Source organism: Lacticaseibacillus casei DSM 20011 = JCM 1134 = ATCC 393 (assembly GCF_000829055.1).
In the GTDB taxonomy this organism is placed as follows: domain Bacteria; phylum Bacillota; class Bacilli; order Lactobacillales; family Lactobacillaceae; genus Lacticaseibacillus; species Lacticaseibacillus casei.
Map to the genome: position 1 here is coordinate 1,072,060 of NZ_AP012544.1, position 14,194 is coordinate 1,086,253.

The 14,194-nt window shown below is 48.9% G+C and carries 16 protein-coding genes; 15 read left to right on the top strand and 1 reads right to left on the bottom strand.

What is annotated here, in order from left to right; genetic code table 11:
• The first annotated feature begins 15 nt into the window (after positions 1 to 15).
• The 11 genes from atpA (at position 16) to LBCZ_RS05485 (ending at position 8,365) form a co-directional block, all read left to right on the top strand.
• Complete coding sequence (atpA, locus tag LBCZ_RS05435; protein WP_041084717.1) at positions 16 to 1,545, top strand: F0F1 ATP synthase subunit alpha; 1,530 nt, start codon at positions 16 to 18, stop codon at positions 1,543 to 1,545.
• Positions 1,546 to 1,556: 11 nt separating this feature from the next.
• Complete coding sequence (locus LBCZ_RS05440) at positions 1,557 to 2,480, top strand: F0F1 ATP synthase subunit gamma (RefSeq protein ID WP_025012633.1); 924 nt, start codon at positions 1,557 to 1,559, stop codon at positions 2,478 to 2,480.
• 217 nt (positions 2,481 to 2,697) lie between these two features.
• Positions 2,698 to 4,164 (top strand): F0F1 ATP synthase subunit beta, encoded by a 1,467-nt coding sequence (atpD, locus tag LBCZ_RS05445; protein ID WP_025012632.1) that lies wholly within the window; start codon positions 2,698 to 2,700, stop codon positions 4,162 to 4,164.
• Positions 4,165 to 4,178: 14 nt separating this feature from the next.
• Positions 4,179 to 4,610 (top strand): F0F1 ATP synthase subunit epsilon, encoded by a 432-nt coding sequence (locus tag LBCZ_RS05450; RefSeq protein ID WP_010488888.1) that lies wholly within the window; start codon positions 4,179 to 4,181, stop codon positions 4,608 to 4,610.
• A gap of 144 nt (positions 4,611 to 4,754) precedes the next feature.
• On the top strand, positions 4,755 to 4,991 hold the full coding sequence (locus tag LBCZ_RS05455; RefSeq protein ID WP_005689008.1) for a DUF1146 family protein: 237 nt from the start codon (positions 4,755 to 4,757) through the stop codon (positions 4,989 to 4,991).
• Positions 4,992 to 5,055: 64 nt separating this feature from the next.
• Positions 5,056 to 6,045 carry a rod shape-determining protein gene (gene mreB / locus LBCZ_RS05460; protein WP_025012631.1) on the top strand — a complete coding sequence of 330 codons (990 nt, stop codon included), beginning with the start codon at positions 5,056 to 5,058 and terminating at the stop codon, positions 6,043 to 6,045.
• Between the two features lie 11 nt (positions 6,046 to 6,056).
• Positions 6,057 to 6,227 carry a DNA-directed RNA polymerase subunit beta gene (locus LBCZ_RS05465; RefSeq protein ID WP_010488880.1) on the top strand — a complete coding sequence of 57 codons (171 nt, stop codon included), beginning with the start codon at positions 6,057 to 6,059 and terminating at the stop codon, positions 6,225 to 6,227.
• Positions 6,228 to 6,235: 8 nt separating this feature from the next.
• A complete protein-coding gene (gene yidD / locus LBCZ_RS05470; protein ID WP_010488878.1) occupies positions 6,236 to 6,541 on the top strand; it encodes a membrane protein insertion efficiency factor YidD in 306 nt (101 codons plus the stop codon).
• Positions 6,534 to 6,755, top strand: a complete 222-nt coding sequence (locus LBCZ_RS05475; RefSeq protein WP_025012630.1) for a DUF2969 domain-containing protein — start codon at positions 6,534 to 6,536, stop codon at positions 6,753 to 6,755. The genes yidD and LBCZ_RS05475 overlap by 8 nt, the downstream gene beginning before the upstream one ends.
• A 94-nt stretch (positions 6,756 to 6,849) precedes the next feature.
• Positions 6,850 to 8,055: an FtsW/RodA/SpoVE family cell cycle protein gene (locus LBCZ_RS05480; protein WP_025012629.1), complete on the top strand. Its 1,206-nt coding sequence runs from the start codon at positions 6,850 to 6,852 to the stop codon at positions 8,053 to 8,055.
• Between the two features lie 10 nt (positions 8,056 to 8,065).
• Positions 8,066 to 8,365, top strand: coding sequence for a glycine cleavage system H family protein (locus LBCZ_RS05485; protein WP_025012628.1), 300 nt, complete (start codon positions 8,066 to 8,068; stop codon positions 8,363 to 8,365).
• Between the two features lie 109 nt (positions 8,366 to 8,474).
• Here LBCZ_RS05485 and LBCZ_RS05490 read toward each other — a convergent pair whose 3' ends face one another.
• Positions 8,475 to 9,599, bottom strand: a complete 1,125-nt coding sequence (locus LBCZ_RS05490; protein WP_039638916.1) for an ArgE/DapE family deacylase — start codon at positions 9,597 to 9,599, stop codon at positions 8,475 to 8,477.
• A gap of 550 nt (positions 9,600 to 10,149) precedes the next feature.
• Between LBCZ_RS05490 and LBCZ_RS05495 the strand changes: the two genes are divergently transcribed.
• From LBCZ_RS05495 to LBCZ_RS05510, 4 genes are all read left to right on the top strand, one after another.
• Positions 10,150 to 10,977 carry a MetQ/NlpA family ABC transporter substrate-binding protein gene (locus LBCZ_RS05495; protein WP_025012627.1) on the top strand — a complete coding sequence of 276 codons (828 nt, stop codon included), beginning with the start codon at positions 10,150 to 10,152 and terminating at the stop codon, positions 10,975 to 10,977.
• Positions 10,978 to 11,593: 616 nt separating this feature from the next.
• Positions 11,594 to 12,424: a MetQ/NlpA family ABC transporter substrate-binding protein gene (locus LBCZ_RS05500; protein WP_010488866.1), complete on the top strand. Its 831-nt coding sequence runs from the start codon at positions 11,594 to 11,596 to the stop codon at positions 12,422 to 12,424.
• A gap of 18 nt (positions 12,425 to 12,442) precedes the next feature.
• Positions 12,443 to 13,495, top strand: coding sequence for a methionine ABC transporter ATP-binding protein (locus tag LBCZ_RS05505; protein ID WP_025012626.1), 1,053 nt, complete (start codon positions 12,443 to 12,445; stop codon positions 13,493 to 13,495).
• Between the two features lie 4 nt (positions 13,496 to 13,499).
• Entirely contained in the window at positions 13,500 to 14,189 is a 690-nt protein-coding gene (locus LBCZ_RS05510; protein WP_025012625.1) for a methionine ABC transporter permease, read from the top strand.
• Positions 14,190 to 14,194 lie beyond the last annotated feature (5 nt).

The following is a 14,194-nucleotide window of genomic DNA, read 5'->3' on the forward strand; positions in this document are numbered from 1 at the left end:
AAAGAGGTGAACCGGATGAGCATCAAGACTGAGGAAATCAGTTCTCTGATCAAAAAACAACTTGAAGGATATCAAGATGATTTGGCGGCCGAAGAAGTTGGCACCGTTACTTATATTGGTGACGGAATTGCCCGTGCCACTGGGCTGGAAAATGCCATGGCCAACGAATTGCTCCAATTTAGCAATGGCTCATACGGGATGGCGTTAAACCTTGAAACGAATGATGTCGGGATCATTATCTTAGGTGACTTCGATGAGATTCGCGAAGGTGACCAGGTTAAGCGAACCGGTCGGATTATGGAAGTTCCTGTCGGGGACGCCATGATTGGCCGGGTTGTAAATTCCCTGGGACAGCCAGTCGATGGCTTAGGCGCGATCAAGACGGATAAGACCCGTCCGATCGAGTTTAAGGCACCTGGCGTTATGCAACGCAAATCTGTATCCGAACCCTTACAAACCGGATTAAAAGCGATTGACGCCTTGGTACCGATTGGCCGTGGTCAGCGTGAGTTGATCATTGGTGACCGGAAAACCGGGAAAACTTCGATCGCGATTGATACGATTTTGAATCAAAAAGATCAGAATATGATCTGTGTTTACGTTGCGATCGGGCAAAAGGACAGTACGGTTCGTGCCCAAGTCGAAACGTTGAAGAAATACGGTGCGATGGATTATACAATCGTTTTGACGGCTGGTCCTTCTGAACCGGCGCCGATGTTGTATATTGCGCCTTATGCCGGTGCAGCCATGGGTGAAGAATTCATGTACAATGGCAAACATGTTTTGATCGTGTACGATGATCTAAGCAAGCAGGCAACCTCTTATCGTGAGCTGTCCTTGCTGCTCTGTCGTCCGCCTGGTCGTGAAGCCTACCCTGGGGATATTTTCTATACCCACAGTCGCTTGTTGGAACGTGCCGCTAAATTGAGCGATAAGCTCGGCGGCGGTTCGATGACAGCGTTGCCGGTTATTGAAACCCAGGCTGGCGATATTTCGGCTTATATTCCTACTAACGTTATTTCAATCACGGATGGGCAAATTTTCTTACAGAGTGACCTGTTCTATGCAGGTACACGGCCGGCGATTGATGCCGGGGCTTCCGTTTCCCGAGTTGGTGGGGATGCCCAGGTTAAAGCCATGAAGAAAGTTGCCGGGACACTGCGGCTGGATCTTGCATCCTTCCGTGAACTGGAAGCTTTCACCCAGTTTGGTTCTGACCTGGATGCTGCTACCCAAGCCAAGCTGAATCGTGGTCGGCGCACGGTTGAAGTTTTGAAACAACCAGTACACAAGCCATTGCCGGTCGAAAAACAGGTTATCATTCTCTATGCTTTGACCCATGGTTTTCTTGATCCGATTCCAATCGAAGATATCGGTCGGTTCCAAGACGAACTGTTTGATTTCTTCGATAGCAATGCGGCTGATTTGTTAAAGCAGATCAAGGATACCGGTAATTTACCGGACACCGATAAGCTGGATGCACAGATCAAAGCCTTTGCCGGTGGCTTCCAGACTAGCAAACAACTTGCTGCTGCTAAAGGTTAAGGAGGTGCCGCATGGCTGAATCATTAATGGATATCAAGCGCAAGATCGCCTCGACCAAGAAAACCGGTCAGATCACGCAAGCCATGCAGATGGTTTCCGGTGCCAAATTGAGTCAGATCGAAAAGCGGGCCCGAAAATATCAACTTTATGCTGATAAGGTCCGTCAGATTGTGACTCATTTAGCTGCAGGACAACTTCTTGAGTTAGCTAATGCTGCGAATAATGATGCTGAGGCGAATAAGAATCAGCTTGTTTCCGTTGCCAGTTTGCTCGAGAAACGTCCGGTTAAAAAGACAGGTTACCTCGTGATCACCAGTGATCGCGGATTGGTTGGCAGTTATAACAGTACGGTTTTAAAAGCGATGATGGAAATGATCAAGGACGACCACGAAGGCCCGGATGATTATGTCATGATGGCCATCGGTGGTGTCGGCGCGGACTTTTTCAAGGCCCGTGGTTTGAATCTAGCTTATGAATACCGTGGCGTTTCCGATATCCCGACCTTTAACGAAGTTCGTGAAATCGTGAAAACAGCTGTGACAATGTATGATAATGGTGTGTTTGACGAACTTTACGTTTGCTATAACCACCATGTCAATACATTAATCTCTGCTTTTCGGGCGGAGAAAATGCTGCCGATCAGTGACTTAGACGTCAGCGAAGTTGAAGACACCAACGTTGAATACTTGGTTGAACCTGATCTTGACGCTGTCTTGGATGCAGTCTTGCCGCAGTATGCGGAAAGCCTGATCTTTGGTGCGATTATGGATGCGAAAACGGCTGAGCACGCCGCATCGACAACCGCCATGCGCAGCGCAACTGACAATGCCAATGATCTGATCTCACATCTGTCGACCCAGTTCAACCGGGCACGGCAGGCTGCGATTACGACCGAAATTACTGAAATTGTCGGTGGTGCGGCAGCACTAGAATAAACAGGTGTGAGCCGGCTTGTGAAAAGTCGGTTTGTGCTTACCATAACGCATGAGCTAGCAGAAACCGCGCCAGCTCACGCTCACCATAACGCGTTCGCCAGCCCAGAAACCTGCATGTAAGGACCTTGGTCGCAATGGCCAAGTTCGGGCCATCACGCCCAAGGCCACTTACACTCCGGTTTCTAACCGGGCTGACTCACGCTCAAGGAGGACGAATATGCCAAATGCAACTGGTAAAATCGTGCAAGTGATCGGTCCTGTTGTCGACGTAGCGTTCCCAATCAATGACAATTTGCCAGAAATCAACAACGCCTTGACAATTACCCGTAAGGATGGCTCCCAGCTGGTGCTGGAAGTTGCCTTGGAACTGGGTGATGGCGTCATGCGGACCATCGCGATGGATTCAACCGATGGCCTACAGCGCGGCATGGCAGTTCAAGATACTGGCGGTCCGATTTCAGTGCCTGTCGGTAAAGACACACTGGGTCGCGTGTTCAATGTATTGGGTGACCCCATCGATGGCGGCGAAGCTTTTGGACCGGATCATCGGCGTGACAGCATCCACCGTGATGCACCAAAATTCGAAGATTTGAATACCAGTTCTGAAATTCTGGAAACGGGCATCAAAGTCATCGATCTGCTCGAACCCTACCTGCGAGGCGGGAAGGTTGGACTCTTCGGTGGTGCCGGTGTCGGTAAAACCGTTTTGATTCAGGAACTGATTCATAATATCGCCGAAGAACACGGCGGCATCTCCGTCTTCACCGGGGTCGGCGAACGAACCCGTGAAGGGAACGACCTTTACTTTGAAATGAAGGAAAGCGGCGTTCTGGAGAATACAGCCATGGTCTTTGGTCAGATGAACGAGCCGCCTGGTGCCCGGATGCGGGTTGCCTTGACTGGTTTGACAATCGCGGAATACTTCCGTGATGTCGAAGGTCAGGACGTCCTGCTGTTTATCGATAACATTTTCCGGTTTACTCAGGCTGGTTCCGAAGTTTCTGCCTTGCTGGGCCGAATTCCGTCAGCCGTTGGTTATCAGCCGACACTGGCAACTGAAATGGGTCAGTTACAGGAACGGATTACATCCACGAAAAAAGGATCGGTTACTTCCATTCAGGCTATTTATGTGCCTGCCGATGACTATACCGATCCGGCGCCGGCGACAACTTTCGCCCATTTGGATGCCACGACCAACTTGGAACGGCGTTTAACTGAGCAAGGTATTTACCCGGCCGTTGATCCGCTGGAATCTTCTTCCAGTGCGTTGACACCGGAAATTGTCGGCGAGGAACACTACAAAGTGGCCACTGAAGTGCAGCGGGTCTTGCAACGTTATCGTGAGTTACAGGATATTATCTCTATTTTAGGGATGGACGAACTGTCCGACGAGGAAAAGGTGATTGTTGCCCGTGCCCGTCGTGTTCAATTCTTCCTGTCACAAAACTTCAACGTTGCGGAACGTTTCACCGGCCAACCGGGTTCATATGTACCGGTTGAAGAAACCGTCAAAGGCTTTAAGGCAATTCTGGACGGCAAGTACGATGACTATCCGGAAGATGCCTTCCGTTCAGTCGGCCGCATTGAAGAAGTTGTCGAAAAGGCTAAGAAGATGGGCTTTGCTCCTGATGAACAGGACACGGATGCTGACGAAAAGCCAGCTGCACAAGCTGCAGCTAACTAAGGAGGCGACGCGTTTTGGCAGAAACGAGCAATGTTCTTCGCGTCAATATCGTGACGCCTGATGGTTTGGTTTACGACCATCATGCCAAGATGTTGGTGGTTCATTCTGTTGCTGGCGAATTGGGGATCATGGCCAACCATGAGCCAATCGTCACCCCGTTAGCGATCGGGGAGGTTGACGTACAACGTGTTGACTCAAGCGATCATAACGATTCAATTGCGGTCAACGGCGGTTTCATGGAGGTTTCGGATAACGTCGCCTCAATCGTCGCTGACTCAGCCGAACGCGAACGCGATATTGACCTGAGCCGTGCTCAAGCAGCACGTGATCGGGCTAAGAAGCGGATCGAGCAGGCCAAGAATGAAAACAACCAAGATGATCTGCGGCGGGCGCAAGTCGCATTGCGGCGCGCCATCAACCGGATCAATGTTAAAACCAGTCATTAGACTCATGAAGAACAAAAAGGTACTGGAGGCGATTTTGCCTTTAGTGCCTTTTTGTTTGTGAGCGCGAGCCGACTTCTAACCGGCCCTGCTCACGCTCTTGCATGAATGCCGAAAGTGCGGGAAGATAGCGTATGAGGTGATCGCATGTTTCAGGAAATCGGCCTAAATGCCGCCATAACGCTCGTGTCCCATTTTGTTTTCATCATGTTGGCATTCCGGGCATTGAATGCGCTGCGTTTTGAGCAGTTCATTAAGGCCAACCATGTCCGTGAAGCGCAAGTTTTGTTGCTTTTCATGGCCGTTGGGTTAGGTTATTTAGTTAGCTCCTTCTTTTTATCGCTCGTTCAAGCAGCTTTAAACTTACCTAAACTTTTCCTATAAAAACCTCGTCTTAACTATGTTATAATGCGATAGTTAGTCAATTTACGAGGAGAGATATATACCCATGGCAAAAGATATTGGGATCGACTTAGGGACAGCCAATGTACTGATCAATGTTAAAGGCAAAGGCATCGTCTTAAATGAGCCGTCCGTTGTCGCCATTGATACCCATACCGGCAAAGTATTAGCGGTGGGGACAGAAGCCTATAAAATGGTTGGGCGCACACCGGGTAACATTCGGTCAATTCGACCACTAAAAGATGGCGTTATCGCTGATTTCGACATTACCGAAGCAATGCTTGAATATTTCATTAACAAATTAAATGTAAAAGGCGTGTTTTCCAAACCCAATATTTTGATTTGTGCACCAACAAACATTACGGACATTGAGCAAAAGGCCATCATCCAGGCGGCCGAAAAATCCGGTGGCCGTCATGTCTACCTTGAGTTCGAGCCTAAGGTAGCAGCAGTTGGTGCCGGTTTGGATATTTTCCAGCCGCAAGGGAACATGGTGATCGATATCGGTGGTGGTACCAGTGACATCGCGGTACTTTCTTTGGGGGAGATTGTTACCAGTCGTTCACTGCGTTTAGCAGGCGATAAAATGGATTCGTCGATTGCAGCTTATGTGAAGAACAAACACAAGCTGATTATCGGCGAGCATACCGCTGAACAGATTAAAATCAAAATCGGCGCGGTTTACGACGCCGATCCTAAAGAAACCATTGAAGTTCGTGGTCGGGATATCGCAACCGGCTTGCCGCGTGAGGTTTCGGTGACTTCGGAGGAAGTTTCTGACGCTTTGCACGAAACCATGATGGCGATCATCGACGGCGCTAAAGGTGTCTTGGAAAAGACCCCGCCAGAGCTTTCTGCCGATATTATCGATCGCGGCATTATGTTGACTGGCGGCGGTGCGTTATTGAAAGGCATCTCCCAGTTATTCGCCGCGGAATTGAAGGTGCCAGTGCTCTTGGCTGATGATCCGTTAGACGCGGTTGCTTTAGGCACAGGTGTCTTACTGGACAACATCGAACATCATCGGCAGTACTAGGAGTTTAGCTTATGGACCCGGAGTATCCGAAACGTATTTTCCATCACATTAAAATTTGGCTGATCATTGCCGCGATCGCGTTGATTTTAGGACTGTTGATCGGTTTTGGCATGGGCGGCAGTAATCCGTTTAAGGTTTTTTTGCCGTCGACGTGGATCCATTTCTTTAATTTCCTGCGTTAGGAGTGGACATGAAGCAAATCCTGACCTGGCTGGTGCGGGGCTACCAGCGGTTTATTTCCCCGTTATTGCCGCCGAGCTGCCGGTATTATCCGACCTGTTCGACGTACATGATTCAGGCGTTGCAGCGACATGGCGCCATTAAAGGGACGCTCATGGGGATTGCCCGGATCTTGCGGTGCAACCCCTTTGTTAAAGGTGGACTTGATCCGGTCCCGGCTTATTTCACGTTGCGGCGGAATCCGCATCCTGAAAATGACTTGGATCTCAGCGACATTCAAAATCTTAATCATAAGCTAGGAGGCCATCATGGCTAAAGAAAGAAACATCAAGGTCACCCAAACGGATGAAACCCGCAATGGCCACACGGTTTCGGTGTTAAAAATCGGTGATCAGGAAATTGGGTTTATTGAACCGGATGGCACCCGGTTTGCTGCTTACGTTGCCGGTTCAGACAAGCCAAATCGCTTTAAAAGTATGGATGACGCTGTCAACGCGTTGATTGCGGAATATCATTTGCATCAGGGTTGACGCGATTTGGCAGAACGCAAACTGGGCGAGCTCCTGGCCCAGCGAGTGTTTTTTAAAATAGTGTATAAACCAGGAGCTTCACAGGAGGTTTGCCGTGGAATCGCATGAAATTAAATCAAATTCTGAAGGCGATCGCATCGACTACGGCATCATTTTGTCAGTCATGCTGCTGGCGCTGATTGGTTTAGTGTCAATTTATCTGGCGGCGTCTCATGATGGTTCGACTTCGCAGAATCCGGTCAGGGCCACGATTATGCAGGGAGCCTGGTACGCGATTGGTGGCATCGGGATCTTCTTCGTCATGCGGTTTGATGCAGAACAGCTGTGGCGAATTGCGCCTTATTTGTATGGTATCGGGATCTTTCTGATGATCGCCGTTTTGATTTTTTATGATCGGGCGACTGAGCTTAATACCGGTGCCAAAAGCTGGTTTGCACTTGGACCAATCAGTTTCCAACCTTCGGAAATCATGAAACCGGCATATATCTTGATGCTAAGCCGAGTCGTCACCCAGCACAATGCAGCTTATTCACACACGATCCAAAACGATTGGAAATTAATTGGCCGTATGGTGTTGTGGACCCTTCCGATTGCCGTCTTGATGAAGTTGCAAAATGACTTCGGGACAACGTTGGTCTTTCTGGCCATTTTTGCCGGGGTCACCTTGGTGGCGGGCATTAATTGGCGGATTCTATTACCGATTGCCTTAGGCGCAGCTGCACTTGGAACACTGGCCATTTTGCTGGTTACGCAGTCGTGGGGCCGGTCGTTTCTCGGCTCAATCGGCTTCAAAACGTATCAATTTGCCCGAATCGATTCATGGTTAAATCCATCTGGCAGCACCAGTGGCGATAGTTACCAATTATGGCAATCGATGAAGGCGATCGGTTCAGGACAGTTAACCGGAAAAGGCCCGTTCCACATGGCCGTCGCGGTGCCAGTGCGGGAATCGGATATGATTTTTTCCGTGATTGGCGAAGCATTCGGGTTTGTCGGCGCAGCGGTGCTGATTCTGTTATACTTTATGTTGATCTATCAGATGATTCGGGTCACGTTCGATACCAAGAACGAGTTTTATGCTTACATCTCGACTGGTGTCATCATGATGATCTTATTCCACGTGTTTGAAAATATTGGCATGAACATCGGCTTGTTGCCACTGACAGGGATTCCGCTACCGTTCATTTCACAAGGGGGTTCATTCCTGCTTGCAAATATGCTATCGGTCGGCATGGTCCTCTCGATGCGCTATCACCATACAAGCTACATGTTCAGCCGCGACACAGAAGATTTTGAATAGGAGCGAGAAAATGGCAACGACTTATTTTTGGCAAGACGAACTGGCGGCGGGTCAGGTTCGTTTGGGGTTAACCCAGGATGCACAGGAAACGTTAGGTAAAATTAAATTTGTTGATTTACCGCAAGTTGGTACGAGTTTAACGGTTGGTAAACCGTTTTTGAGTGTTGAAGCGGAAAAGGCTGTCCTCGATCTTGAGGCACCGCTGGCCGGGACTGTGGTAGATGCTCACCAAGAACTTAGTGACAAACCTGCCTTGTTAGACGAAACCGATCATAATCACAATTGGGTTGTGACTGTTTCAACCAAATAACCCTGACTACCTTTCAGCAGCTTGACAGGTGCGTGGTGTGTACAATTTAAAAAGCAGCTGACATCGACATGATGCCTAGCTGCTTTTTAAATTTCTGATGGTGCAAGTATTAGTTGAAGAACCGCTTTGCCATCTCCTGATAGGTCTTGATGGCGGTCTTGTAGCTGTCTAAGTCGACGTGTTCATCGACTTGGTGGCTGAAATGATTGTCACCCGGGCCATAAACGATGACGTCAAAGTGGTTGTCAGACCGAATGAATTCAGACGCATCGGTGCCGCCGTAAGCTACCGCAAGTTTGGCTGGCGTACCGGTGACAGCTGCAATTGCCTGATTAGCAGTGGTGACAAGGTGACCATTTTTGTCGGAGTGCACTGGCAGGAACCGATGCAAGACCTTGAGCGTTAATTTGGCAGACGTAGCTTGATTGGCCCGCTCGACTAATTGTTTCAACAGGTCGACGACTAAGTCAATATTGGCAGCCGGAGTTGGCCGTAAGTTGCCGCGTAGATAGGCATGGGCAGGAATCGTGTTGACTTGGTCGCCACCGTTGATCACCGTGATTGAATGGCGAAAGACACCTAGGTCCGGATCATCTGGCGCTTGATCAAAGGCAGTTGGCTCCCGTTCGGCAAAGGCCACTAACCCATCGATGGCGTTGACGCCTTTTTCCGGTCGCGAACTATGAACCGAGACGCCTTCACTGTCGATTTCGTAGTTGACGGTCCCGCCATGCGCATACTGCAGCAATTTGTCAGTTGGTTCGCCAACAATCAAGCCTGCCAAATCATCGGCATAGCCTTGTTCAGTGAGTTGTCGAGCTCCCATCGCGCCAAATTCTTCACCAACCGTTGCCATGAACCGAATGTGATGTTTAAAACCGGCTTGCTTCAAGGCAATCAGCGCGAGTGTCATCGCCGCCAGACCGCTTTTCATGTCATCAGTCCCGCGACCATACATGACATTGTTGACAATTTTTCCGGAAAAAGGCGGGTACGTCCACGCAGACTCGTCGCCGGGACTGACAACATCTTGGTGACCAGTGAAGCCAAGCACGCGACCACCTTGATTAAGTTCTGCCACTAAATTAACCCGATCATCTTTGTACGGAATCAGTTTGGTAGGAATACCGGCGGCCTCAAACTCAGCCTGCAAGACCTTTGCCACGGCCAGCTCGTGACCGTTTGCTGAGTCAATGCGAATTAATTTTTGCAACAGTGCAACAGGATCTGTCATATTTGCTCATCCTTTCAGTGCTATGTTTCATGACCGCTTAATTGAACTTTTCACCGACGGCCAATGTTGAAGCAAGCTTACACTCTTTTTGAATTAAAATTCAATGTTTGACTACTAAAAAATTTGTGCTAAACTCGTGAATACAAACTTGAAATTGATGATAAACGGACTAAGTGAGTAGCGGTCGCGAGACAGTACAGAAAACCCGAATTGATGAGAGCGGGGTTGTAAGCGCGCGCGAATATGGCTTAGTGCACACGACACACCGAACATTTTGCGTAAGGCTGTGATGGCCAGCGCCCATTAACGCGCTCCCGGATGAATCCGTCCGGTGAGTGGGTCGCGCACAGCACGGCCAATTAGAATGGTACCGTGGGTGAAGCTCACTTCTAACTGTCTTGGTTAGAGGTGGGCTTTTTTTATGTGTGAGTGCGAGCCGCTACACCCCAAGTCCCTTTATCATTCAATCAAGCCAATACAACAAGCAGCTACACGGTTGCAAAATTTTGTTACGTGCAGCTGAGCACCGAATACACGAGGAGGATTCAAGATGAAGCGTTTTTGGAAGATTTTTGCCACCATTGCAGTATTAGGACTAATTTTGGTTGGTTGTGGTAACAGTAACAGCAGTAGCAGCAGTCAGAAGCAGACAACGGTCAAGATTGGGGTCGTTGGTGCGGATAATCGGGTTTTGCAATCCGTTGCCAAGAAGGTCAAGAAACAAGGTATCAATATTAAAATTGTCCAGTTCTCTGATTACAACCAACCTAATACAGCGTTGAAGGATCATGATATTGATTTGAACTTGTTCCAGCATCAGTATTTTCTGAACAACTGGAACAAGACGCATCATGGTGATCTTGTCAGCATCGGCCAGACCATTATTGCGCCGTTAGCGATTTATTCTAAGAAGATCACGAAAATCAGTCAGATCAAGCAAGGCGACACAATTGCGTTGCCAAATGACTCGACTAACGAAGGCCGGGCGCTGCAATTGTTGCAGGCGGCAGGTTTGATCAAGCTCAATACGAAGGTGGCTTTGCCAACAACCCGTGATGTGACCGACAACAAGCTGAATTTGAAGCTTAAAGCGGTCGATGCCGCGCAAACGGCCAGTTCCTTGCCGGATGTTGCAGCGTCCGTGATTAATTCAGGCGTGGCCCAGGATGCCAAGTTGAATCCTAAGAAGGCTATTTACACGGAGAAGGTCAACAAACAGAGTCAACCTTGGATTAACGTGTTTGTGGCGAATAAGAAGGACAAAAATAATAAAACTTACCAGAAAATTGTGAAGGCATTCCGGACGAAGGATACGGCTAATCTGATTGAGAAGCTGTACCATGGGAGTGAAGTACCGGCCTGGACGCAGAAGTTTTAAGATTGCGGGTAATGCGCGTAGGAAAACTGTTGGGTTGGCTTTCCGGTTGCCTGTTTGAGGATTTTCGGCAGCTAGTGACTTGTTTGGAGAATGCATGATAAGTTGGTGAGGACAAGGCAGCGCCAAAACGCGTTCACTAGCGCAGAAGTCTGCGTGTAAGAATCTCAGGCACAATGGCCAAGATCGGGCCATCACGCCCAAGGCCACTTATGCTCCGGTTTCTAACCGGCCACGCTCACGCTCTCTCTACCTTTCTCTTGACAACTTACCCTTCTTTCGTCTAAACTCATCTTAATTCATTTCGGGAAACGAATGATATGAGTGAGTAGATTTGATGAGACTGTACAGAAAACCTGATTAGCTGAGAGCAGGGTAGTTGATTGAATCGAAGATGGCTCATTGATCGGCATCGCTGAGCAGTGGTTAGGCGATGATGGCTGGCGGTCATTACTCCGCACACAGGTGATTGCCTGTTACTGAGGGCGCTTTGGCGTCGAATTAGAATGGTACCGCGAGCAAGCTCGCTTCTAAAACATTGTGTTTAGAAGCGAGTTTTTTTATTTTTCAAAAAGCTTGCGCATATTGTTCGTGAACCCGAACGAGGAGGAAAAAGTTTATGAAGTCTTGGAAAAGAGCCATTATCACACTTGCTTTGGTTTTGCCATTATTTGTTTTAGCAGCCTGTGGTAAGTCGTCATCAAGCACCAGCAAAAATACCACGGTTAAAGTCGGCATCATGAGTACGGACAAGGAAATTTGGACAGACATCCAGTCACGGTTGAAGAAGCAGGGTGTCACGATCAAACTGGTGCAGTTTACGGATTATAACCAACCGAATCAGGCACTGGAAGACGGCGACATTCAGTTGAACGCTTTTCAGCACCATAATTTCTTAGACAACTGGAATAAGAAACACAACACCAAGATTGTTGACATCGGTGCAACTTATATTGGGCCGATGCGTGCTTATTCCAACAAAATCAAGTCGCTCAAAGACGTTAAAGCCGGCGACAAGATTTCCTTGCCTAACGATCCTTCAAACGAAGGCCGGGCGCTGCAGTTACTCGCGCAAAACGGCTTGCTGACGCTGAAAAAAGGTGTGGCATCGCCAACCATTCGCGATATTACGGAAAATAAGCTTAACTTGAAGTTTACCGAACTGGATGCAGCCCAGACCGCACGCTCATTGGATGACGTTGCAGTGGCCGTTGTCAATAATGATATTGCGGCAGCAGCCAATCTGAAGCCGGCCAATGCGATTGCGGTTGAAAAGATTACCAAGCAGTCTAAGCCATGGGTTAACTTCATCGCTGCCAAGTCGGCGAAAGACAAGAACAACGCCACTTACAAGAAGATTGTCAAAGCTTACCAGACGAAGCGGACGGCTGAGCTGCTGAAGAAGGTTTACAAAGGCTCAACATTGCCAGCCTGGAACTACAAGTTTTAATTAGAAACGGGGACAATTATGTCAGATCAAGCAGTTGTGACGTTAAAAGACGTGGACGTTGAATTCCACGGGAAGACCCGCTCGGTACATGCCGTTGATCACGTCAATTTAACGGTCAATCGCGGGGATGTTTATGGGATTGTCGGCTATTCAGGAGCCGGCAAGTCGACATTGGTCCGGACCATCAATCTGTTGCAGCGGCCAACCAGCGGCAGCGTCAATGTTTTAGGCCAGGATATGCTAGCTTTGTCAGCGGCACAGCTACGTAAGGAACGTAAGCGGATCGGCATGATTTTTCAGCATTTTAATCTGATGAACAGCCGCACGATTGCCGATAATGTCGCGTTTCCGTTAAAAGGCATTAAATCAAAGCAGGAGATAAAGAAGAAAGTTGCTGAGCTGCTGGATTTGGTTGGGCTGACAGATCGGGCAAATTCCTATCCGGCGCAACTATCCGGCGGGCAAAAGCAACGGGTCGGGATTGCACGGGCCTTGGCGTCTGATCCGGAAATCTTGATCTCCGATGAAGCGACCAGCGCGTTGGATCCGAAAACCACGAGTTCAATTTTGGATCTTTTGAAATCGCTGAATGAACGGTTGGGATTAACGATTGTTCTGATTACCCACCAAATGGAGGCGGTTAAACAGATTTGTAATCGCGTTGCCGTTATGGATGCGGGCGCCATCATTGAACGCGGCGATTTGCTGCAGGTCTTTTCCGACCCAAAGCAGCAGTTGACCAAGGATTTCATCGATACGACGTTGCAGCTTGATCAGGCGATTGAATCAGTTTTGCAGCAGCCTGCCGTTAAGAACCTTGGGCCGAATGATCGCTTGTTGCGGTTAACTTACGTCGGGGCTTCGGCCGATCAACCATTGGTGGCCAAGTTGTTTGAAAGTTACCACGTGACTGCGAACATTTTGTTTGGCGATATTCAGATTTTACAGGATACACCATTTGGCAATCTGATTGTGGTTTTGTCCGGGGATCAAGCGCAAGTGGACGCCGGCATTCAGTATCTCAAACAGCAGGATGTCAAAATCGAAGACATCTTAAAGAAGGAGGCCTAGGCAGATGGTACAATTTTTTACAAAATATTTTCCTAACGTTGTGCCTATCTGGTCCGGCGATGGCGGCGTGACGCAGGCAATCAACGAGACGCTGTACATGACGGCCTTGACAGCAATTGCTGCCGGAGTGCTGGGCATTATTATTGGGATCTTGCTGGTCTTGACCGATGACGGCGGACTACTGGCCAATCATCCGTTTTACTTCGTTTTGGATAAATTGGTGAACATTTTCCGAGCGGTGCCGTTTATCATTTTGCTGGCGATCATGACGCCAGTGACGCGCGCTATTGTCGGAACCGGCATCGGCCCGACCGCGGCGTTGGTACCATTGATCGCCGGGACGACCCCGTTTTACGCACGGCAGGTGCAAAACGCCTTGTTGACAGTTGATCCCGGAGTTATTGAGGCGGCCGAAGCGATGGGCGTTTCACCGTTAGGGATTGTCTGGCGCGTTTACTTGCGTGAAGGGTTGTCTGAATTGATTCGGGTTTCCGTCTTGACGATCATCTCCGTCATCGGCTTAACGGCCATGGCTGGGGCTGTCGGTGGTGGCGGTCTCGGGAATCTGGCCATTGCGGTCGGCTACCAACGTTACCAGTACGACGTGATCATTGTTTCCCTGATCTTCATTTTGGCACTGGTCTTCTTGGTTCAGTTTATCGGCGATTTCTTTGCACGGAAGAGCCACCATTAATTGCG